Origin of the sequence: Rhizobium sp. CRRU65, assembly GCF_048551595.1 — a bacterium.
Classification (GTDB): Bacteria; Pseudomonadota; Alphaproteobacteria; order Rhizobiales; family Rhizobiaceae; genus Rhizobium; species Rhizobium leguminosarum_J.
Window position 1 is genome coordinate 551,180 of the sequence record NZ_JBLYZH010000001.1, and the last position, 22,082, is coordinate 573,261.

The 22,082-nt window shown below is 60.2% G+C and carries 19 protein-coding genes; 12 read left to right on the top strand and 7 right to left on the bottom strand.

Annotation, left to right across the window (positions count from 1 at the left end):
• Positions 1–92 precede the first annotated feature (92 nt).
• Positions 93–3,800 carry a trifunctional transcriptional regulator/proline dehydrogenase/L-glutamate gamma-semialdehyde dehydrogenase gene (gene putA, locus ACM5SV_RS02630; protein ID WP_419424998.1) on the bottom strand — a complete coding sequence of 1,236 codons (3,708 nt, stop codon included), beginning with the start codon at positions 3,798–3,800 and terminating at the stop codon, positions 93–95.
• Between the two features lie 27 nt (positions 3,801–3,827).
• Entirely contained in the window at positions 3,828–4,034 is a 207-nt protein-coding gene (locus tag ACM5SV_RS02635) for a hypothetical protein (protein ID WP_419424999.1), read from the bottom strand.
• Between the two features lie 150 nt (positions 4,035–4,184).
• On the opposite strand from ACM5SV_RS02635, the gene ACM5SV_RS02640 reads away from it, so the two are divergent.
• A complete protein-coding gene (locus tag ACM5SV_RS02640) occupies positions 4,185–4,679 on the top strand; it encodes an Lrp/AsnC family transcriptional regulator (RefSeq protein ID WP_128406445.1) in 495 nt (164 codons plus the stop codon).
• A gap of 87 nt (positions 4,680–4,766) precedes the next feature.
• On the opposite strand, the gene ACM5SV_RS02645 is transcribed toward ACM5SV_RS02640, so the two are convergent.
• Positions 4,767–5,147: a winged helix-turn-helix transcriptional regulator gene (locus tag ACM5SV_RS02645; protein WP_128406446.1), complete on the bottom strand. Its 381-nt coding sequence runs from the start codon at positions 5,145–5,147 to the stop codon at positions 4,767–4,769.
• A 160-nt stretch (positions 5,148–5,307) separates the two neighbouring features.
• On the opposite strand from ACM5SV_RS02645, the gene ACM5SV_RS02650 reads away from it, so the two are divergent.
• Positions 5,308–5,700, top strand: a complete 393-nt coding sequence (locus ACM5SV_RS02650; RefSeq protein ID WP_221975117.1) for a DoxX family protein — start codon at positions 5,308–5,310, stop codon at positions 5,698–5,700.
• Positions 5,701–5,740: 40 nt separating this feature from the next.
• Positions 5,741–6,487, top strand: a complete 747-nt coding sequence (locus ACM5SV_RS02655) for an SDR family NAD(P)-dependent oxidoreductase (RefSeq protein WP_419425049.1) — start codon at positions 5,741–5,743, stop codon at positions 6,485–6,487.
• Positions 6,488–6,570: 83 nt separating this feature from the next.
• Here the strand turns inward: ACM5SV_RS02655 and ACM5SV_RS02660 are convergent, their stop codons facing one another.
• A complete protein-coding gene (locus tag ACM5SV_RS02660; RefSeq protein ID WP_221975118.1) occupies positions 6,571–7,467 on the bottom strand; it encodes a LysR family transcriptional regulator in 897 nt (298 codons plus the stop codon).
• Positions 7,468–7,561: 94 nt separating this feature from the next.
• On the opposite strand from ACM5SV_RS02660, the gene ACM5SV_RS02665 reads away from it, so the two are divergent.
• The 3 genes from ACM5SV_RS02665 to ACM5SV_RS02675 are packed head-to-tail and all read left to right on the top strand — an operon-like array spanning position 7,562 to position 10,011.
• Complete coding sequence (locus ACM5SV_RS02665; protein ID WP_017995971.1) at positions 7,562–8,749, top strand: MFS transporter; 1,188 nt, start codon at positions 7,562–7,564, stop codon at positions 8,747–8,749.
• Between the two features lie 31 nt (positions 8,750–8,780).
• Positions 8,781–9,527, top strand: coding sequence for an SDR family oxidoreductase (locus tag ACM5SV_RS02670; protein ID WP_221969043.1), 747 nt, complete (start codon positions 8,781–8,783; stop codon positions 9,525–9,527).
• 13 nt (positions 9,528–9,540) lie between these two features.
• Complete coding sequence (locus ACM5SV_RS02675) at positions 9,541–10,011, top strand: cyclophilin-like fold protein (protein ID WP_003562190.1); 471 nt, start codon at positions 9,541–9,543, stop codon at positions 10,009–10,011.
• 134 nt (positions 10,012–10,145) lie between these two features.
• On the opposite strand, the gene ACM5SV_RS02680 is transcribed toward ACM5SV_RS02675, so the two are convergent.
• Positions 10,146–11,042 (bottom strand): LysR family transcriptional regulator, encoded by an 897-nt coding sequence (locus tag ACM5SV_RS02680; RefSeq protein WP_003562191.1) that lies wholly within the window; start codon positions 11,040–11,042, stop codon positions 10,146–10,148.
• Between the two features lie 129 nt (positions 11,043–11,171).
• Here ACM5SV_RS02680 and ACM5SV_RS02685 point away from each other — a divergent pair, with 129 nt between their 5' ends.
• The gene (locus ACM5SV_RS02685) at positions 11,172–12,029 is read left to right on the top strand and encodes an NmrA family NAD(P)-binding protein (RefSeq protein ID WP_003562192.1); all 858 of its coding nucleotides are present in this window, start codon (positions 11,172–11,174) and stop codon (positions 12,027–12,029) included.
• Between the two features lie 123 nt (positions 12,030–12,152).
• Here ACM5SV_RS02685 and ACM5SV_RS02690 read toward each other — a convergent pair whose 3' ends face one another.
• Positions 12,153–13,190: a class I SAM-dependent methyltransferase gene (locus ACM5SV_RS02690; protein ID WP_419425000.1), complete on the bottom strand. Its 1,038-nt coding sequence runs from the start codon at positions 13,188–13,190 to the stop codon at positions 12,153–12,155.
• 180 nt (positions 13,191–13,370) lie between these two features.
• Here ACM5SV_RS02690 and ACM5SV_RS02695 point away from each other — a divergent pair, with 180 nt between their 5' ends.
• Complete coding sequence (locus tag ACM5SV_RS02695; RefSeq protein WP_017995975.1) at positions 13,371–15,368, top strand: putative bifunctional diguanylate cyclase/phosphodiesterase; 1,998 nt, start codon at positions 13,371–13,373, stop codon at positions 15,366–15,368.
• Positions 15,369–15,649: 281 nt separating this feature from the next.
• Complete coding sequence (locus ACM5SV_RS02700) at positions 15,650–17,302, top strand: acyltransferase (protein WP_419425001.1); 1,653 nt, start codon at positions 15,650–15,652, stop codon at positions 17,300–17,302.
• Positions 17,303–17,312: 10 nt separating this feature from the next.
• Here the strand turns inward: ACM5SV_RS02700 and ACM5SV_RS02705 are convergent, their stop codons facing one another.
• Positions 17,313–18,200 carry a LysR substrate-binding domain-containing protein gene (locus tag ACM5SV_RS02705; protein ID WP_222017332.1) on the bottom strand — a complete coding sequence of 296 codons (888 nt, stop codon included), beginning with the start codon at positions 18,198–18,200 and terminating at the stop codon, positions 17,313–17,315.
• A 111-nt stretch (positions 18,201–18,311) separates the two neighbouring features.
• Between ACM5SV_RS02705 and ACM5SV_RS02710 the strand changes: the two genes are divergently transcribed.
• From ACM5SV_RS02710 to ACM5SV_RS02720, 3 genes are read left to right on the top strand one after another with little or no spacing between them, the layout of a single operon-like run.
• Positions 18,312–19,565, top strand: a complete 1,254-nt coding sequence (locus tag ACM5SV_RS02710) for an aromatic ring-hydroxylating oxygenase subunit alpha (protein ID WP_003562199.1) — start codon at positions 18,312–18,314, stop codon at positions 19,563–19,565.
• A gap of 10 nt (positions 19,566–19,575) precedes the next feature.
• On the top strand, positions 19,576–20,646 hold the full coding sequence (locus ACM5SV_RS02715; RefSeq protein WP_221995450.1) for an FAD-binding oxidoreductase: 1,071 nt from the start codon (positions 19,576–19,578) through the stop codon (positions 20,644–20,646).
• 60 nt (positions 20,647–20,706) lie between these two features.
• Positions 20,707–21,987 (top strand): M24 family metallopeptidase, encoded by a 1,281-nt coding sequence (locus ACM5SV_RS02720; protein ID WP_222017338.1) that lies wholly within the window; start codon positions 20,707–20,709, stop codon positions 21,985–21,987.
• The last annotated feature ends 95 nt before the right edge of the window (positions 21,988–22,082 follow it).

A 22,082-nucleotide genomic window follows, 5' to 3' on the forward strand; every position in this document is an offset into this window, starting at 1 on the left:
TGCAGCGCTCAGTAGGGCCCGCCGGTATGGGAAGAGGCCCTCTTTTCCGCCTGGAGTTTCGAGGGCGCATTTTCTGCGCCCTCGTGTTCTACTCAGCCGATGGCCATAAGGCTTGCATTGCCGCCGGCAGCTGCGGTGTTGATCGAGGTCGACACCTCCTCGAGCAGCCAATTCAGGCAATAGGCTTCGGGATCGCTCGCCAATTCCTCGCTCGTCGCGGCCTGGACCAGCAGCAGCGGACCGGGCAGGTGAGCGATCTTCTGATTGACGGCGAGAACCCTGTCGCGATCCCCTTCGACGAGGGCACCTGAGAACGGCCCGTCCTTTTCCCAATCCGAGGTCCAGGAAATTCGGCTGGCGACAGCCGATGGAAGATCCGCCAGCACTGATTTCGATAGGGAACCGGCGTCGACGACGATTTGGTTGCCGGTCGATAGGGCTGCGGCGATCTGGCGATGAAGCCCGCCTTCGGTCTGCGGCACGAGGAGAATACGACCGCGGGGATGGAGCGCGTAGAGATTAAGCTCGCCGACCGGACCGGTGAGTTCGCGTTCGAGCCCGAGCGCCGAGCGGCTCGCATATCCACGCGCCACTTCCCCCTCGCCCGACAGGCCCTTCTTGTCGAGCCAGACGATGTAGTCACGAAGGGCGAGGTCCGTATGAACGGAATCCTGCTGCGGCGGCACGGGCGCACGCTGCACCAGCCGGCCGATATAAAGCGGACCGCCGGCCTTCGGACCCGTTCCCGACAGGCCGCGGCCGCCGAACGGCTGCACGCCGACGACGGCGCCGATGATGTTGCGGTTGACGTAGAGGTTTCCAGCCTTGATGCGGCTGGTCACATGCGCGATCGTTTCATCAAGCCGGGTGTGAAGCCCGAATGTGAGACCATAACCCGATGCGTTGATGTCGTCGATCAGACGGTCGAGCCCGTTTCGCTTGAAGCGGACGACGTGCAGGACCGGGCCGAAGACCTCCCTCGTCAGGTCTGCCAGGGATTTGATCTCAATGATCGTCGGCGAAACGAAGGTCCCCGCCGCAGCACTTTCGGGCAGCGGCAGTTGATCCACCTTGCGGCCCAAGCCGCGCATATGCTCGATATGCTGGTCGATCTCCGTCTTTGCGCTGTCGTTGATGACTGGGCCGACATCGATGCTCAGCCGATCGGCACGGCCGATCGTCAGTTCGCGGAAGGCGCCCTTCAGCATATTGAGGGTCCTGTCGGCGACATCGTCCTGAAGGCAGAGAACCCTGAGCGCCGAGCAGCGCTGACCGGCGCTGTCGAAGGCAGACGCAATGACGTCGGCCACCACCTGCTCGGCCAAAGCCGAGGAGTCGACGATCATTCCGTTCTGGCCGCCAGTTTCGGCAATCAGCGGAATCGGTTTGCCGCCTGCCGACAGCCGTTCGGCCAGTTGCGCCTGGATCATGCGGGCAACTTCGGTCGACCCGGTAAACATGACGCCTGCCGTCTCCTCCGCCCCGACCATGCCGGCGCCGAGACGGCCGCTGCCGGGCACGAACTGCAAAGCACCGACGGGCACGCCCGCCTCGTGGAGGATCTTCACGCTTTCCGAAGCGATGATCGGCGTGACGCCGGCCGGTTTTGCAAGCACGGGATTGCCTGCCACCAAGGCTGCGGCGACCTGCCCGGTGAAAATCGCCAGCGGGAAATTCCACGGGCTGATGCAGACGATCGGGCCGAGAGGCGCATGCGAAGGGCCCAGCGTCTTGCGCGCCTGCTCGGCGTAGTAGCGCAGGAAGTCGATGGCCTCACGCACTTCGCCGACGGCATTGGCCGCCGATTTACCGGCCTCGCGCATGACGATGCCCATCAGCACCTTGATGCGGGCCTGCATGATGTCGGCGGCCCGCTCCAGGCAGGCGGCACGCTCGGCCGGCGGCACGGCAGCCCATTGCGGCGCATGCTCGGCCGCCATGCGAACGATGCGCGCAGCCTCTTCGACCTTCACCTCGGTCACCGTGCCGACGACATCACGGTGATCGGCAGGATTGAGAACATCACGCGTCACCCCATCCGTAGAGCCGTCGGCAAGGAGCGGCAACGCATGCCAGGGGGCAGCAGCCGTGGAGACGAGCGCCTCAGCCAAATCCGAAAGGGTGGCCTCGTTCGAGAGATCGAGACCATCGGAATTGGTCCGGGCGTTGCCGTAAAGAGCCTTCGGCGAGGCGATCTGCGCGTGGGGCGCGCCAACGACAGGCATGGATGCGACGATTTCGGCGGGATCGGCGATCAGCGCCTCGACCGAGACATTCGGATCGGAGATGCGGTGCACGAAGGAGGAATTGGCGCCATTTTCGAGAAGACGTCGAACCAGATAGGCGAGCAGCGTCTCATGCGTTCCCACAGGCGCGTAAATGCGGCAGGGCCGGTCGAGTTTTTCCTTTCCGACGACCTCGTCGTAGAGCGGTTCGCCCATGCCGTGCAGGCATTGGAACTCGTATTTGCCGACGGTGAAATCAGGACCCGCCAGACGATAGATCGTGGCGAGCGTCTGCGCATTATGGGTGGCAAATTGCGGGAAGACCGCATCTGGAGCATCGAGCAGCTTGCGCGCGCAGGCGACATAGGCGACATCGGTGTAGATCTTGCGGGTATAGACCGGATAGTCGTCGAGACCGTCAAGCTGGGCGCGCTTAATCTCCGCATCCCAGTAAGCGCCCTTGACGAGACGGACCATGACCCGGCGCTCGGAGCGGCGGGCGAGATCGATGATATAGTCGAGGACGAAAGGGCAACGCTTGCCATAGGCCTGCACGACGAAGCCCAGCCCGTCCCATCCGGCAAGATCAGGGGCAAAGCAAAGCTCCTCAAGGAGATCGAGTGAAAGCTCCAGCCGATCGGCCTCCTCGGCGTCGATATTGAGGCCGATATCATAGGTCTTGGCGAGAACAGCCAGCGCCTTGACCTTCGGCAGCAGCTCGCTCATCACCCGGCCGGCCTGCGACCTCACGTAACGGGGATGCAGGGCCGAAAGCTTGATCGAAATGCCCGGGCCGTCATAGATGCCGCGTCCGTCCGACGCCTTGCCGATGGCGTGGATCGCCTTTTCGTAATCCCGGTAATAACGCTCGGCATCGGCGCCCGTCGTGGCCGCCTCGCCCAGCATGTCGTAGGAATAACGGAAGCCGCGCGCTTCCAGCGGCCGGGCGCGTTTCAGCGCCTCTGCGATCGTTTCACCGGTGACGAACTGCTCGCCCATCATGCGCATCGCCATATCGACGCCGCGACGGATGACCGGTTCGCCGGCGCGCGCGATCAGCCGCGTCAGCGCTGCCGAAAGGCTTCGGTCGTTGACCGTCGAGGTGAGTTTGCCGGTAACGACGAGCCCCCAGGTTGCGGCATTGACGAACATGGATTTACCGCCGCCGATGTGGGAGGTCCAGTTGCCCTCGGCGATCTTGTCGCGGATCAGCGCGTCCCGGGTTTCGGTATCGGGAATACGCAGCAGCGCTTCGGCGAGACACATCAGCGCCACGCCTTCCTGGCTGGAGAGCGAATATTCCTGCACCAGCCCTTCGACACCGGTCCCCTTGTGCTTGGCGCGCAACGCCTCGATCAGGCTGCGGGCCGTGCTGCGAATGTCATAGCGTTTTGCCTCGGAGACGCGCGCTGCCGCAACGAGCGGCGGCAGGCATTCGGTTTCCGGCCGGCGATAGGCAGCCGTAATGGCCTGGCGAAGTTCGGATTGCGGTCGGATCGGTGGGGCAAAGCCGGAAAACGGCGCGCCGTCGGTCGGATTATTGCAGGGGGCGGGGTCGATCGCTGCGTTCAACATGAAAGTACCTATCAATCGATATCTGGTTTAACGGATGAACGAGATGCCGGACTCGTCGTCCCACTGATCATCGTCCGTGCAGGCGGGGCCGGAATATTCCGTCTCTCGCAACGGGCGGGCATCCGGTCTGTCGCGCTTGAGGGTGAGCGCCGCGGCCACGGCTCTCATCGCAAGCGGCCGGTAGTGAGCGAGCAGGTCCGGCGCCCGATCGTCATCCGCTTCTTTGTTGTGCATGAATGATCCCCGTTTTGAGCGCGGCGCCGATACCGATTTCAGCACTCTTCTGCCCGGCCCACAATCTACCACAGCCTCAAATCGCGATCTCACTTGATTTCAGCCATTTACAGGCTGTATGAACTTATTAATTCACACTTGAGAGGTCAAATGGCCGCTGAAACCGACATCTTTAGTGAATTGGACCAGTTCGACAGAAAGATCCTCGCTGCACTCGCCGAGGACGGAAGGCTGTCGATCACCGATCTGGCCGCGCGTGTCGGATTGTCGAAGACACCGTGCCAGATCCGCTTCAAAAGGTTGATCAGCGACGGATATATCGAAGGCTTCAAGGCCATCCTCAATCCGTCGAAAATGCAGCTCGACCATATTGCTTTCGTCGAGGTGAAGCTTTCCGATACCCGCGAGGACGCGCTGAAGAGCTTCAACGATGCCATCAAGAAGATCAGCGAAGTCGAAGAGTGCCATATGATCGCCGGCAGGTTCGACTATCTGCTGAAGATCCGCACCCGCGATATCGGCCGCTACCGCCGCGTCCTCGGCGAGCGCATCTCGACGCTGCCTCACGTTGCCAGCACATCGACGAATGTCGCAATGGAAACGATCAAGGAAGGCTGGGACAAGTCCGGTTCGAGTTTTTCGTGAATGTGATCATTCCGATCGTTCCGAGCATTCGCATGAAGCACTGGCTAAAGCGGTTGCGGCAAGGATAGCAATCGACCCACAGGCAGTTCAGCCATCTCTGGCTTTCCGACCGCGTGTGCTCGGTTTCACCGGCACACTCTTGCCGTACTCATTCCACCATGCCGTCAAGGCTTCCATGGTGGGACCGAGGCCCCGCGCTTTTTGCGTGATCTCATATTCGACGCGCGGAGGAACCTCCGCAAAGATGGTGCGGGACACGAGGCCGTCTGCTTCGAGCTCGCGGAGCTGCGCCGTCAGCATGTGTTGGGTGATGCCGGGAATAGCCTTTCTCAGTTCGCCAAACCGGTGGACCCGCTGATGGAGCAGCCACATGATTTCCAGCTTCCATTTGCCGGAGAGCAGCGCGAATGCGCGACGCATCTCCTCATGCATATTGATTTCGCCATCGGCCATAGTCTGGTTTTCCATACTAGCTGCAAGTAATTCATCCTACTTGCAAAGATAGACCTTAGACGACATTTTCCATCCGTGCATCAGGGGGGCGCAGTAAAAGGAGCGCCTCTCACATAGAAACCGACAGACTCGACGAGAGGAATGTTGCTGCGTGGGCAGCGACAGGGATGAGCTTATGCTTGAATTTTACGGATACTGGATCAGCACGGCACTTCTATCCGCGCTCTATCTCGCTTCAGCCTACATGTACGCCACAAGGAAACAGTGGGTTCGTGAAGCGCTGACGGAACTCGGATACAGCGCGAATAGCCTCGTTCCGTTCATGATCATTGTTAAGGTCTTCGGCCCGATCGCAATCCTTTCGCGCGTCAGCGTGCCGCTCAGCGATCTCGCCTATGCGGGTATCTTCTTTCATCTGCTTCTGTCGGGTCTGGCGCATATCGGCGTTCGAAAACCTGTCGGTGCTCTGCCAGCGGCGATCGGCCTGGCGCTGCTGATCACCTCGTTCATGACGCAGAACGACGCTCGCAACGTCCCTTCGCCTTACGTCCAGGCCGCTGCCCACTGACACCTCGATGATTCCTAAGCCTTATCAAATGGAGATACACATGGGTCGACTTAATGGAAAAGTTGCCATTGTCACCGGCGCAAGCCGCGGCATTGGCCGCGCCACCGCAAAGCTGTTTGCGGCCGAAGGCGCGAAGGTCGCAGTTCTTTCGCGGACATCCGAAGGCGTCGAACGCGTTGTCGATGATATCGCCGAAGCGGGCGGCACCGCCCTCGGCGTCGTCTGCGACGTGGGTGAAGCCGATCAGATCACGGCCGCGGTGGACAAGGTTGTCGCTACATACGGCCGCATCGACATTCTGGTGAACAATGCTTTCGATGGCTCGGCGGTCTTGTCTTCGGTCATCGACCTTTCGGTCGAGCAACTGCAACGGAACTTCGACACCGGGCCGATCGCATATCTACGCTTCATGCAGGCTTGCTGTCCTCACCTGAGAGAAGGCGGAGAAGGGCGGATCATCAATTTCGGTTCGATGGCCGGCACCGTGGGGTTGGCTGGTTACGCTCCGTACAATATGGCCAAGGAGGCTGTGCGCGCGCTCACTCGCACGGCGGCACGCGAATGGGGTGCCGACAACATCACCGTGAACAACGTTCTGCCGATCGCGGACACCTGGGGCGCCGAGAAAAAGGATATCCCTCCCCCGACGAATGCGCTCGCTCGTTTCGGCTCGCCGGAAGACGACATTGCCCCGGTGGTGCTGTTCCTGGCCAGCAAGGATTCCCAATTCATTACGGGATACAGCCTTACCCCCGACGGCGGCGCAATCATCGACAGCGCCCGGTAACAGCCCTCGGCAACCTTCGATAAGCAAGGGACGCAGCGTGCTGCGCCCCGTTGTCCGGCAGAGCTTCCCGACATGAGTGTTGGTTACCGATGCCGGTAGCGAAAAGCTTCGACGAAGGCGGAGAAAGCAGGGGATGGATGGCGCCGGCTGGGGTAATAGAGATGATATCCTTGGAATGTTGGCGCCCAATCCGCGAGCACTTCGTTCAGTTGACCGCTGTCACAATATTGCCGGACGAGGTCTCTCGGCACATAAGACAGCCCGGCGCCATCGAGAGCGGCATTGATCGCCGGCCCTATGTTGCTCATCACGAGCTGGCCTTCCACACGTACGCTGAACTCGCGTCCATCCTTTTCAAACTCCCAGGCATAGAGAGCGCCTGACGTCGGAAGACGCAGGTTGACGCAATTGTGGTCCGTCAGGTCATGCGGGGTCGAAGGCACAGGGCGGGCCGCAAAATATCCGGGTGATCCGACCACGGCGTAAGAGATATCGGGTCCAATGCGAACGGCCACCATGTCGCGCGCAATCGCTTCGCCGAGCCGCACGCCGGCATCGAATTGGCGCTCCACGATATTTGTGAAACCGTTGTCGACGATGAGTTCCACGGTGATGTCGGGGCATTCCCGTAAAAATGCCGGGAGCCTCGAACGGAAGACCAGCTCCACGGCGTCATCGGGACATACGAGGCGGACTGTGCCCGAAGGCTTGTCGCGCAGCACGCCGAGGGCACTGATCCCGGCGGCGATGCTCTCGAAATGCGGCTGGATACTTTCCACCAGGCGCGCACCGGCCGCCGTGGGAGCCACGTCACGCGTCGTGCGGGAGAGAAGCCGGACGCCGAGCCGTGCTTCGAGCGCGCTGATCGTATGGCTCAACGCCGAGCGCGTGACTCCCAGCTTTGATGCAGCGCGCGTGAAACTCCGCTCTTGAGCCACCTCCAGAAACGCACGCATTTCCGTGAACTCGTCGCGCCGCATTGTTGAATCTCCTTCATCACGATGTTCAGATTATAGCTTCTAGTCGCGCAAAACCAGTCCAGCTATCTATCTGGCAACGGACAGGAGAATATGAATGACCGTCGAGTTGACATTGAATGAGACCTCACTGACGGACGACACGGCGACCTCGTGGTCTGCTGTCATCTGTCTTACGCTTCTTACATTCCTTCTGGTGGGGTTGGAGTTTCTCCCTGTGAGCCTTCTGACCCCGATCGCCAGGGACCTCTCGGTGTCAGAGGGGCAGGCCGGATTGGCGATCACCGTGTCGGGGGTCTTCGCGGTTGTCACCAGCCTTTTCGGCAACGCCTTCCTGGCGAAGATCGACCGGAAGTCTGTCGTCTTGCTTTATACCGCGGTTCTTGTTGTATCGAGCTTGGCGGTTGCCCTCGCACCCAACTTCCTTGTCTTTCTCGTCGGGCGGTCCCTGGTCGGCGTGTCGATCGGCGGTTTCTGGTCGCTGTCGACGGCTATTCTGGCACGCCTGACGTCAGACCGTGACCTGCCCAAGGCCATTGCGCTTCTTCAAGGTGGCACCGCATTCGCCCTCGTCCTTGCCGCGCCGCTCGGCAGTTTTCTTGGCGGGTTGATCGGATGGCGCGGAACCTTCTTCATCACGGTACCGATTGGATTTGCCGCGCTCGTCTGGCAACTGGTCGTCCTGCCGAGGATGCCGGCGACATCAACCGTCTCGGTGGCCAGAATATTCGGGCTGCTGCGCAATCGCACATTCGCGATTGGAATGGCGGCGACCGCTCTCGCCTTCATCGGCCAGAACGCGCTGTCTATTTATCTTCGTCCGTTCCTCGAAGGCGTCACAGGACTGGAATTGAATGTTCTGTCCATGGTGCTTCTCGGCCTCGGCGTCGGCGGACTGGCTGGAACCTCCGTCATTGGCTTCGTCGCCCGGCGCCACCTCCTCCTCGTTCTCGTAGGCTTGCCGGCTACTCTTGCGGTCCTTGCCCTGCTGCTGATCGCTCTCGGGCCAATCGCGGCGGTTACCGCATCCCTGCTCGTCATGTGGGGATTTTTCTCGACGCCGATTCCGGTCGCCTGGAACACCTGGATGGCCGCTATCGTCCCCGGTGAGTTGGAAGCGGCAGGTGGGCTGCAGGTGGCGCTGATCCAACTTGCCATTGCCGGCGGCGCTTTCGCTGGCGGCATGCTGTTCGACACCGTGGGATGGTGGAGCACCTTCCTTCTGGCTGCCTGCCTTCTTGCCGGTTCGGCAGTCCTTGCCGCGCTCGCCGGTCGCCGTTCCTGAACCTTCAGAAACCTCATAACAGGAGATCATCATGTCCCAAGGAATCGAAGACAAAGTGGTCGTCATTACCGGGGCAAGCAGCGGACTTGGCGAAGCCACCGCCCGTCACCTTGCCGAACGCGGCGCGTCCGTCGTCCTCGGCGCGCGACGTAGCGACCGCATCGCCAATCTGGCTGAGGAGCTGTCCGCCAAAGGCTATAAGGCAAAGGCAGTCCAAACCGACGTCACGGACCAACTTCAGGTCAAGACGCTTGTCGACACGGCCGTCAACACGTTCGGCCGCATCGACGTGATGCTGAACAATGCCGGCCTGATGCCACTTGCGCCGCTCGAACGGCTCAGAGTTGACGAGTGGGATCGCATGATCGACGTAAACATCAAAGGAGTGCTCTACGGCATCGCAGCAGCGCTTCCGCACATGAAGGCGCAGAAGTCGGGGCACATCATCAACGTGTCCTCCGTCTACGGCCACGTGGTCGATCCGGGTGCCGCCGTCTACTGCGCGACGAAATTTGCCGTGCGTGCCCTCTCGGAAGGGCTGCGGAAGGAAGTGAAGCCATTCAACATCCGCACCACGATCATTTCACCCGGCGCAGTGAGCACAGAACTCCTGGAACATATCAGCGAAAAGGACATCCAGGCGGGCGCTAAGGTGTTCGTCAGCAAGATCGCCATCAGCGCGGACACGTTCGCCCGAACGGTCGCCTTCGCGGTGAACGAACCAGACGATGTCGACATCAACGAAATCCTGTTTCGGCCCACGGCTCAACCTGTCTGACGCGAGGCGCGCAATGTCGACGACATCCAAAGTCATGAGCCGTCGCGCGGTGCTGGGTGGAACCTTGGCGGCCGCCGCTCTCCCTCTCGTGGCGCAAGGGCAGAACGACCGCGGCCCGGGGGATCCCGAGGCGACAGACGTCAGGATCAGGATAGGCTTCAACAAGCTAAGCCTGACCGCGACACTCTTCGACAATCCGACTGCGCGCGATCTCGTTTCCATGCTGCCCTTGAACCTCACGATCGAGGACTACAGCAGGAACGAAAAGATCGTCCATTTGCCGCGCAAGCTGACCGAAGAAGGCAGCGGTGCTTTCGGAAACGAGCAGCCGGGCGACCTTTGCTACTTCAAACCGTGGGGTAACCTGGCCCTGTTCTACGCAGATTACCGCTGGGACGGGCTGATCCGGCTCGGCCGCTTCGACAATGGCTTCGAGCCGTTGCTGGTGCGCGGCGAGTATCCGGTCCGCATAGAACGCATCTGACAAGGGCTTTACGGCCGGAGATATCACATCGACTTCCTCCCAAGCATGAAAGAACCCATAGACGATAAATTTCCCAGAACCAGAAAGCCGCGGCCGGCTTAAGCCGGCAGAGGCGCACGACGCGGCGCCTCCGTCTATTTGATGATCTCGACGCAGAAATCTATAAGGGCCCTGACCTTAGCCGGAATATGCTGACGCGAGGGATAGAAGGCGTAGAGCGGGAATGTCTCGTCCGACCAGTCGGGAAAGAGGTTCACGAGCTGCCCATTGCTCAGATAATCCGCCATCCCGAGTGAGAAGACTTGCGCGATGCCTATCCCCGCAAGGCAGGTCGCCAAGGTCGTGCCGGCATCGTTGACTAAAATGCGGCTGCGGGTCTCGATCGAGACGACCTCTTCACCCCACCGAAGCTCCCATTCGAAAGGCCTTGCAGTCAGCGGGTCCTGGAACTGGATACAGGTATGCTCGCTCAAATCCTGTGGACGGCTCGGCCGACCATACCGCTCGATATAAGCGGGAGCCGCAATCGTGATCACGCGCGTCTGCATCAACAGGCGCGAAATAAGCGACCTCTGTGCAGGCTCGCCAAAGCGCACCGCGACGTCCATGCCATCAGCAACAAGATCGCCGATCTCGTTGCGGGTGATGATCTCGATCTGGATATCCGGGTAACGATCGAGGAAGGCGCCGAGCCGGGGGCCGAGCACAAGGCGTGAGAAATATGGATCGACATTGACTCGCAGTCGGCCACGCACCGCCTGTCTGGCGCCAACAGCTGTCTGCGCAGCCTCTTCGATACCGCTCAAGAGTGGGGCCACCTGTTCGTAGAACCGCGCGCCGTCATCGGTCAGCCGCATCGTGCGTGTTGTCCGGTCGAGCAGCCGCAGACCGATCCTCCCCTCCAGTCGGGAAATGGCGCGGCTGACACCCGACGCCGATAGTCCCATTGACTCCGCCGCCCGCGCGAAACTTCCGCTCTGGATAACGGCGGCAAGTACGCTCACGCCATTCAATAATCGTCCGTCAAACATCGGGCATCCGTGATTTTTAGTCACCAATCATGTGACAGAAGCGCGCTTCAGTCAAATGCCGCCAAAGGACATGATTAGCGTAACACACCGCCAACCTGCTGGCGGTGAAGGCAGCAAAGGAGTCCAACCATGTTTGTGATCACCGGAGTAACAGGCCAAGTCGGAGGCATTGTCGCCGCGCGTCTGCTGAAGGCGGGGGTGCCGATACGCGCCGTCGCGCGCAATGCGGAGAAAGCAGCGGAATGGAAGGACAAAGGCGCGGAACTGGCCTTGGCCGAGATGACCGACGCCGACGCGCTCACCAAGGCTTTCGCCGGCGCCGACGGCGTCTTTCTGCTGATCCCGCCGACCTTCGATCCGACCCCTGGCTTGATGGAAGTGCGCGCTGTCATTGCCGCCCTGAAGACCGCGCTTCATTCGTCTCGTCCTGCCAAGGTCGTTTGCCTCTCCACCATCGGCGCGCAGGCCAGGGAACCTAACCTCTTGAGCCAGCTCGGTCTCGTCGAACAGAAGTTATCTGCCTTGCCAATGCCGATCGCCTTTCTGCGTGCCGGCTGGTTCATGGAGAACACGGCCTGGGATATCGCGCCGGCGCGCGAGACCTGTGTCCTCTCGAGCTTCCTGCAGCCGCTCGATCAGCCCTATCCGATGGTTTCTGTCTTCGACGTCGGAGCCAAGGCGGCAGAACTGCTGCAGCAGGAGTGGGTGGGCAAGCAGGTCGTCGAATTGATGGGGCCAGAGGGCGTCACACCCAACGATATCGCCGCTGTCCTATCGTCCGTCCTCGGCAAACCCGTCCGGGCGGAGCCGGTCGCCCGCGACACCTGGGAGCAGATTTTCACCGATCAGGGCATGCAGAACCCCCTCCCGCGGATGCGTATGATCGATGGCTTCAACGAAGGCTGGATCCGGTTCGAGGGCGAGCCGGTGAAGGGCACGACCACACTGGACACAGCCATGGGCCGTCTGATTTGCCCCGGCCGATAAACAACTCGAAGGCCGTGGCTGAGAGCAACCACGCCCTTTCTCATGCAGCCTCTGATAGGGTCGCCCCGGGTTTGAACTAAACGACTGCCCGAAGACTACCGGATTGGACGGCAGACATGCGGCCTAATGCGGTCTTTGAATTTCACAGTAGACAATGCTGCGGTTTGAGCCGGGCCAAACAGACACCTTCACATCCGTCCCGGTCACGCTTTCACTGGCGATCAAGCCCATCTCTCGTTCTGACCGCAACAGCAGCGCCCAGTTCATGAATGTCTCCATATAGCCATCGACGTCCGTCTCCGGGGAGAAGTTGGCAAATAGGAATGTGCCGCCAGGCTTCAGCATGCTGACGCACTTCTTGGTCAGCCTTACGGCTACTGCGTCTGGCAAATAGTCATAGAGACCCGCGGCATAAACGAAATCGAACATTCCAAGCGCATGCCTCCCACCGAGCAGGGATTTGACCGACCCGTTCACCGCCTCGACGGACGTGCCGGCGAAATCGCGGGCGACGGTTCCAACGCTCATCGGGTCTTGATCTAACGCCACCCAGCGTCTGATCGCGCCGGCGCTGAGAGCGCCCGACAAGGGGCCCTCACGAAGATGCCCGGCGGCGATGGCGAGGACTTCGGTGGAACCAGGCCGGGCCGAAGCGATTTCGTCAACGCGGCGAGCCAGAATGTCTCGACGCTCCCTCACCGCGACGGACGACGAAGCATTTCGAGTGTAGGCGTAGATCGAGCGTCCCAAGTTGCTCGATGATAAGACTGCGTCCTCAATCTCAGGTCGGCCGTAGATGAAGTCGAGAAGGCGTGCGTCGCCAGAATAGCCGCGCGGTTTTTCGAACGACCAGCGGGTTAATGGATCTTGATGAAGATAGTGAGCAACCGGATGAGATTGCGCGATCGGAACGATGACGTCCCACACCTCCGGATGAAAGCGCCGCCGTATCTGATGCAAGGCTTCGGCAAGACGCTCGATGATCGCATGGGGGGGGACGCCGGACTTGAACTGACGGGTCGACACGTCAAGGCTGAGGGCAAGCTCGGCTCTGGCAACGATCAGTTGGCCGGGATCTGGGGCAGCAACCCTCCTTGCGATCCGACGAATTTCGCCGGGCGCAACAAGACTTTCACCGTCCAAGACCAGGCTTTGTGCCATTTCGAGACCCCCTTGATATAGCGTTAAGCATAATCAACCTCGAAATAGGATGCGACTAGAATCCACACGGGATAAGGGTAATTCTACTCTTGCGGGTCAGATGCTACCCCTCTAACAAAGCTAAGCAATAAGACAAACCGGTTGCAGATTGCCGAACGCGATTTTGGAGGGCGCCGAAGTATGGCTTACTTTTCAACATACTTTAGATGGTTGTCAGGCCGGTGTTATTGCATGATCGCGCCTTACGCTAATGTCCAGCACGACGAATCCACCGCCAGTTTTTCATTCGCTGAGGCCCTCAAGTCTCTGAAAACTGAAAATGATGCTGTCCGAAGGCGGAGCTCACGACATGGTCTTTGGATCGCGGTTGCCGTTTATGTGGCCTTCGCACTTCCCGACCGATGGCTGATCCCCGATGTCGCGCCTGTGACGATCGCCGCGCGATTCGTCGTTGCAACGATCGCGCTGCTGGTTTTCGAGACCCTGCGCCTGGCAAACGCGAAAACCGTCTGGCTTGACATCACATGTGCCACTGCACTTCTTGTGGGCTATGTCGGCTGGCTTTACCCGGCGATTGCCACCCGCGACGTCACCGCCATGTCATACTACATGATATTCGGCGCCATCTTCATGATGGGCGCCAACCTGTTTTTCAGTTTCCCGTTTCGGCTTTCGGTGATCACCTCCGGCCTCGTTCTATGCGCATTTTTTATTACGATCGTGGAATTTTTTCCTTCAAGCGAGACCTACAAGCTTGCCTTCGGCATGTTCTACATTTCGTGCTTTGTCTTCACGTCTTTCGTCAATTGGCGATTGAACGTGGAGCGTCGAAACGTGTTGCTGAACGCGGCAGAAGCTCGCCACCAGCATTGGGAAGCGTCCGAGCGCGGAAGGTCACTGCTCGAGCTTTCACATACTGACTACCTGACAGGCATAGGCAACAGACGCGCGCTGGATCGGCGGCTCGACGAATGCTGGACCGCCTGGAAAGACGAACGCCGCGACTTCTCCGTGTTCCTCATCGACGTCGACTTTTTCAAACGCTTCAATGATCGCTACGGACATCAGGAAGGAGACCGATGCCTGACTGTCATCGCCAATGCGCTGAAGGCGGTTGTCGGGTCGTCGGATGGCATGATCGGCAGGTATGGTGGCGAGGAGTTTATCGTGGTCATGCCGGCTGCCCTTCCCAAGGTTGCGATGACTCTCGCCGAGAAGATCAGAATGGAAGTCGAGTCTTTGGCGATTGCTCACGACGAGCGACCAGATGATATGTCGACCGTAACCGTCAGCATCGGCGTCGCCTTCACCCGCGAGAAAGTTGGAGAGAAAGTTGAACGAATAGTCCGTGAAGCCGACCTTGCTCTCTACAATGCCAAAGCAAGTGGCCGAAACTGCATTCGCAGTTTTGATCCGTTTTTGCCTCGCCCCGACGACCATGCTGGCAAACTCGTCCCGCTGCTGGCGGCCGCCATCGATCGCAAACTGGTCTCGCTCGTGTACCAACCGATCTTCGACGTGACGAACGGGAAAGCAAGGGCTGTCGAGGCTTTGATGCGCCTCAGGATGCCGGACGGCACCGCGGTTTCGCCGAAGACATTCATCCCGGTTGCCGAACGAAGTGGTGCTATCCTCGAACTGGGCAGGTGGGCGATCGAGACGGCATGCCGGGATATACTGATGACCGATCGCATGGCGACCGTCAGCGTCAACGTGTCGCCGATACAACTGCGTTCCCCCGGCTTTGCTGCCAGTGTCGCTGATATCCTTGATCGGTGCGGGGTTTGCGGGTCGCGACTAGCCTTGGAAGTCACCGAGGGCCTGGACATGGATATGCAGTCGGAGGTGCTTAAATGCATTGCCGATCTGCGGGCACTCGGCGTCGAGATCTGGCTTGACGACTTCGGCTGCGGTTTCGCGGGCCTCTCTTGGCTGAGGGCAATCGAGTTTCAGACGGTCAAAGTCGACAGAACCTTCCTGCACGACTGCTCGAACCCACGCGGTCTGACGATGCTTCAGGACATGATTGCTCTCATCCGCAATCGTGGGAATACGATCCTGGTGGAAGGCGTCGAAACTGCAGCACAATTTTCCCTTCTCAAGGATCTTCGCATCGACCGCGTCCAGGGCTTTCATATGGGAATGCCGGTTAGCGCTGAACTTCTGAACGCGGCTTAACTCGACTTCACGGTTTCCAGATGGCTCAGCGCGTTGCCGATGATCGGTGCGTGGCGCATGACGCCTCTGCAAATCGCGAATTCGGCCGCCCACACGGCAAACCGCTATGAGCGCTTGTGATCGCATCGCTCGCCGGGAGGCCGGACCCCATTTCAACCAGGGCTGCGCCGCCATTGTCGGAAGTCTTGATTTTCGACGGATCAGGCCGTCTGATGCAGCGAGGCAATGGATCGCTGAGTCAGACGAATATTCTGCGGTTGAACCCGGGAATGAGGAGCAGAATGGATCACGTCAATAGCCCGCAATCGTCAGTGAGCGAAGAGAAGGAAGCGCGCAGGCTTCAATACCTGACCTGGGAACACATTGCGTCTGACCTCCGTCATCCCACTCACCTCGCCCGCAAGGCGGAACTCAGGCGATCATGCAGTGCGGAACTGGCCGAGACGTCCTACATTGCCGAGCATGCCGCAATCTTCACCGAAAGCCTGACGATGGGCGAGCGGTCCTGGATCGCCGGGCACGCGCTCGTTCGCGGCCATGTGATCCTCGGCGACGATTGCACCATCAATCCCTATGCCTGTGTTTCCGGAACGGTGACGTGCGGTCATGGCGTTCGGATTGCTTCGCATGCATCGATCGTCGGCTTCAATCATGGCTTCGACGATCCGACCATTCCTATACACCGCCAGGGCGTCGTCAGCATCGGCATCGCGATCGGCGACGATGTCTGGATCGGCGCAAATTGCGTGATCCTCGATGGCGCAACAATTGGAAACGGTGCGGTGATCGCCGCCGGCGCTGTGGTCACGGGGGACATTCCCGCCATGGCAATTGCCGGTGGCGTGCCCGCCCGGGTGCTGCGAAGCCGAGGCTCGGCGCCGACGAAAACCGGCACCGGCGACATCGAAGATCAATTGGTGAGGCTCGGCCAGAAAGCGAAAGACCAGTGGCCGGACATCCTTGCACGCTGGAAAACGCGAGGGTCCTATGAATCGCTGGAAGCGGACGGCATCCGCAGACCGGCGATCCGGCACCTCTGCGATGCAATCGAGATCGCTGCCGGCTTCGGCCACCTGCCGCCCGATCTCGATGCGGCGGAGACCGTCGAGCGTCTCCAAGGTCTTCAGGACCGAGAGACCGGCCTTTTCCCGGAAGGACATTCGCGCATCCTTGGCAAGGCGCTGAGGGATGATCCAAAGGCGCTCTATAACGTCCTTGCGGTTGGCTATGCACTTGAACTGCTTGGTTCAGGTCCGCGCCAACCCGTCCATGCAGTCGAGCTCGAGGCCGGGGAACTGGATGAATGGCTGAGCGCCCTGCCCTGGTCGACCCGGGCATGGCACGCCGGAAGCGTGGTCGATGCGATCGGAACTGCCATGTACTTCAATGCGAAGTCTTTCGGCATCAGGCATTCACGGCAGGCGCTCTTCGAGTGGCTAAGCCGCAATGCCAACAGCGTTTCGGGGTTGTGGGGTGAACCGACCGCGGCGGAAGGATGGCTTCAACCGGTGAACGGCTTTTATCGCCTGACGCGCGGCACCTACGCCCAGTTCGGCGTGGCACTTCCCCACCCGCACGCCTCACTCGAAACGGTTCATCTCAACTATCGCAACCACAAGGGCTTCGTTGCCGCAAAATACAATGCGTGCAACCTGCTCGATACGATTCATCCTCTGCTGCTGATTGCCCGGCAGACCGACTACAGACGGGCCGACGGCGAGGCGATCGCCCGCAAGGTCATCTCAAGGGCGCTGGATAGATGGCGGGATGGCGAAGGATTCCCGTTTGCCGATGGTGGTGAACCGAGCTTGCAGGGGACGGAAATGTGGCTTTCCGTCATTCACCTGGCGGCCGATTTTCTCGGCCTGTCAGATCGCTTCGCCTTCGTCCCGAAAGGCGTTCACCGAACCGCAGCCGTGGGACTGGGCTTGTAAAATGGCTTGATCACCCGTGCAGTGATGCAGTCAGCCAGGCGGCGGCAAGGTCGCGTGCGTTGCTTCGCTTGGCTTTGACGGGCACGATCACGTTGTAGCGATCTTCCGCCGCAAGCTCGCCGCCGTCGACCTGCACCAGGGTTCCATCCTCCAGAAAGGTCCCCACCAGCATGCGCCATCCCAAGGCAATCCCTTGGCCTGCGCGCGCGGCTGCGATGGTTTCGGTATAGTGGTTGAACCGAAGCGACGGCTTTATCTCGAGGTTGGCGCCGGTGAGCGAAAACCACTGCGCCCAGCTATACCAGGAACGATCGAGAACGTCCGTTTCGATGAATTCGTCGGCGGAGCCGAGTGGACCATTTCCGCGACGCTTGAGATGGTCGGGAGAGCAGACGGGGCAGATGACGTCGCCATGCGAGGCGATGACGGTGCTATCGCTGAAGGGAGGCACACCATATCGAATTGCCACGTCGACTTCTCCGTCATCGAGAGCGATCGGGCTGTCCTGGGATATCACCCGCACCAGGATGCCTGGGTTCGCACGGCGAAACTCGGCCAGCCGCGGCAGCAGCCAAAAAGAAGAGAATGCAACGGTCGCCCCTATGGTCAACACGTCCTGGCTGCGCGACTGGAGCGCTTCCACGCCCTCGGCAATATCGGCAAAGCTCTTGGCCAGAGTGGCTCCGAGGTTGATGCATGCCGCCGTCGGCTCGATCGCTCGATGCTTGCGCACGAATAGGGGCTGGCCGAATTCCTCCTCCAGCAATGCAATCTGCCTGCTGACCGCCGCCTGGGTGACACCCAATTCGGTCGCGGCCGTGGTGAAGCTCTTCTTTCTGAGCACCGCCTCCAGGGTCACCAGTGCCGTCAGCGACGGGATCCGTCTTCTAAAGTGCATCACAGAACCCTTCATCGCATGATAAAAACTTATGCGAACCTAATTTTTTATGCCGTTGAAACATCGGGACTGCAAGGGCAATCTGGGGAAACTCTCGCATAAGAGGTTCTGATGCTAAACAAGCTCCCATCGTCCATTTCTGCCCTTCTCGACGCTCGTGCCAACGGTCACTCCCTGCCGGCCGGCCTTTACGTCAGAGAAGACGTGTTTGAAGCAGACATCGACGTCTTCTTCCACAATCACTGGATCTGTGTCGGTCTCGACTGCGATGTCCCCGAACCCGGTGACGCCACGGTGATCGATATCGGCAAGACGAGCCTGATCCTTCTGCGTGACGACGACGGAGAAATTCGCGTCCTGCACAATGTCTGTCGCCATCGCGGCTCCCGCCTTCTCGATCCGGGCAAGTCGATCGTCTCGAAGCTCGTCTGTCCCTATCACACCTGGACATACGAACTGACGGGTGAGCTCAGCTACGCGCCTCACATGGGCAAGGACTTCGACAAGGAGTGTCGGAGCCTCAAGCCCGTCACTTTCAAGTCGATCGGCGGGCTGATTTATGTCTGTCTCTCCGACAATCCGCCCGAGGACATTGCTCTCCTCGAACAGGCCATGACCGAGCGCCTCGCCCCCTACGACATCCGGAACGCAAAGGTTGCCTTCCAAACGGATGTCATCGAGGATGGCAACTGGAAGCTGACGATGGAAAACAATCGCGAATGCTACCATTGCTCCGCGAACCATCCGGAGCTTTGCGTCTCCTTCGTCGATCTCGACTTCGGCTTCGACCCCGAGACGCTGAGCCCGGAGGATCGCGAACAGGCCGAGGAGCATTTCAGGCTGTATGAAGAGCGCACAAACGCGTGGGAGTCCGACGGCTTTCCCTCGGCGGCCGTCGAGCAGCTCGCCGACTGCGCCACCAACTTCCGCACCCAGCGGCTGATCATCGCAGGCGCCGGCGAATCCCAGACCCACGACGCCACCGCCGCGTCCTCCAAGCTTCTTGGGCATATGACCCGCAAGGATCTCGGCGACACGCATCTTTGGGGCCACAACAGCTGGAACCACTTCATGGGCGACCATGCCGTGGTGGCAACCGTCATCCCGCTCTCGGCGGGCAAGACGCTTGTGAGAACCAAGTGGCTGGTCCACAAGGACGCCGTCGAAGGCGTGGACTACGATCTCGACAAGCTGACGGATGTCTGGGTCGCGACGACGGACCAGGACGCCGATCTCGTCGCGCGCTCCCATGCAGGCACTCTCGACCCGGCCTATCAGCCTGGCCCCTACTCCCGCTTTTCCGAGACGAACCTCGACAAGTTCGCCAGCTGGTACATCGATCGGATGCGCGCCCATGGATACTAGGAGCCCGCAGATGCCCGTAGGCAGGGCCGCCCTTCACGACGTCTGGAACCCGGAAGAAGACGACGCGCTCATCTGCCTCGACGTCCAGCAGGAAACCCACGACGTCAAGACATTCACCTTCGCATCGCGCGAAGGCAAGCGGTTCGCGTTCAAGGCCGGGCAGTATTTTCTGTTCGACCTGGAACATAGTGGAGACGCTGAAAACAGGTGCTACAGCATCTCCTCCTCGCCGCATCGGACAAACGCCTTCTCCGTGACGGTGAAGCGCGTTCCCGGCGGAAAGATCTCCAACTGGCTTCATGACACCCTGGTTCCCGGCGCGACCGTCAAGGCGAACGGGCCGCTCGGCCACTTTGTCAGGCCCGAGACGTCGGGACGCAAGCTTCTGCTTTTGTCCGGCGGCTCCGGCATTACCCCCGTCATGTCCATTCTGCGGGAGATCGCCGACAGTTGCGAACCCGCCGACGTCGTCTTCATGCACGCCGGCCGGACGCCACAGGATCTGATCTTTCGTGACGAACTCGCCTGCATCGCCCGCAGGCTGAAAGGCCTTCGCCTCCATTTCCTCCCGGAGACCGTGGCCGGCGAGCCGTCCTGGCCCGGTCTGACCGGTCGCATTTCGAAAGATTATATGCGGTTGGCAGTTCCCGATATCGCCGAGCGAACCGTGATGTGCTGCGGCCCCGCCCCGTTCATGGCCGCCGCGCGCGGCATTGCCGCCGAGCTCGGCGTCGCCGCCTCAAACTACCTGGAGGAAAGCTTCGACGCGGCGGTCATCGACGAAGCCGAGATCCCCGCGGTTCAGGAGGCAGCTGCGAGGGTCTTTCAGGTCACCTTCTCGAAACAGGCCCGCAGCATCGAGGTAACAGGCGACCAGAGCGTGCTCTCTTGTGCCAAGAAGTCAGGCGTCAGGATCCCGTCGTCCTGTGCGAATGGCGTCTGCGGCACCTGCAAGTCGAAGCTTACGTCAGGCACGGTCGACATGAACCACAATGGCGGAATTCGTCAGAGGGAAATCGACGCCGGCTTCTTTTTGCCCTGCTGCTCCAAGCCGCTCAGCGATCTCGTCATCGAGCGCTGAGCGCTGAGCGCTGAGCGCCCGGTACGCCGCGTCATTCACCGACAACAGGGGCTCACTGAAATGTTGCGAGAGGAAAGCGATTCCGCCGAGTTGGCCGGCCCGGCAGTCTTCAAGGATGAGCGAAAGCAGGCATATCTCAATCCTGAGGGAGCGGATCGGCCTCTTATCAGTCCTTTGCCGGCCACGACACTCGATCGGGCTCGCCGCTATCGTCTGGGACGCCTGCGCACGAAGATGCGCGAATGGGATTGCGGCGCCCTGCTTCTCTACGATCCCGTCAACATCCGATATGCCTTCGATTCATCGAATATGAGCATCTGGACGATGCACAACGCCTCGCGCTACGCTCTGATCCTGGCCGATGGTCCGGCGATACTTTTCGAATTCGAAGGCGCCGAACACGTCAATGTCGGGCTTCCCGGCATCGACGAGATCCGGCCGGCGAAATCCTGGATATTCTTCACATCAGGCAACCTTATAGAACCCCGCCTGAAAGCCTGGACGGACGAGGTCGCGGACCTCGTGAGCCGCAATGGCGGCAACAAGCGCGTGGCCGTGGACAGGCTCGAACCCGCCGGGGCGTTCGAATTGCGGGAACGCGGCTTCACGCTCTTAGACGGTCAGGAACTGGCCGAGCGGGCGCGATCCATCAAGAGCACTGAGGAAATCGAGCTGATGAGATGGACGATCCGTGTCTGCGAAGCGGGCATGGCGCGGATGTACGAGGTGTCCGAGCCCGGCCGCACCGAAAGAGAGATCTGGGCCGAGCTTCACTTCGAAAACGCGCGCAGTGGCGGCGAGTGGCTCGAGACCAAGCTCTTGACCGCGGGCCCGAGAACAAACCCCTGGTATCAGGAATGTTCGGACTACGTGGTCAAACGCGGGGAGATGATATCCTTCGACACCGATATGATCGGACCATACGGCTATTGCGCCGATCTCTCGCGATCGTGGACAGCGGGACACGTCGCGATGAACGCCAGGCAGAAGGAACTCTACGCCGCTGCCAGGGATCAGATCGAGCACAATCTCGCAATCCTGAAACCCGGCATGACCTTTGCGGAGTTCAACGCGCTGTCGTGGCGGATTCCGGAGAAATACCAGCCTTATCGATACACGCTTGCTCTGCACGGAACCGGAATGGCGGACGAATGGCCGGGGATCCTTCTGCATCCGGATTTCGACCCGGATTTCAGCGGCATCATCGAGGAGGGCATGGTGCTTAACGTCGAAAGCCTGATTGCCGAAGCCGGATCCGAGAGCATCAAGCTGGAAACTCAGGCTCTGATCACGGCAAGGGGAGCGGAGCGGCTGGACACATTTCCGTGGGAAGAGATCTGAATAGGCCTAGAGCATGATGCCGAAAAGTATGAGCGGTTTTCGGACGACATCATGCTCTAACTATTTAATGTAGAACAGGATGATTTTAGGCCGAC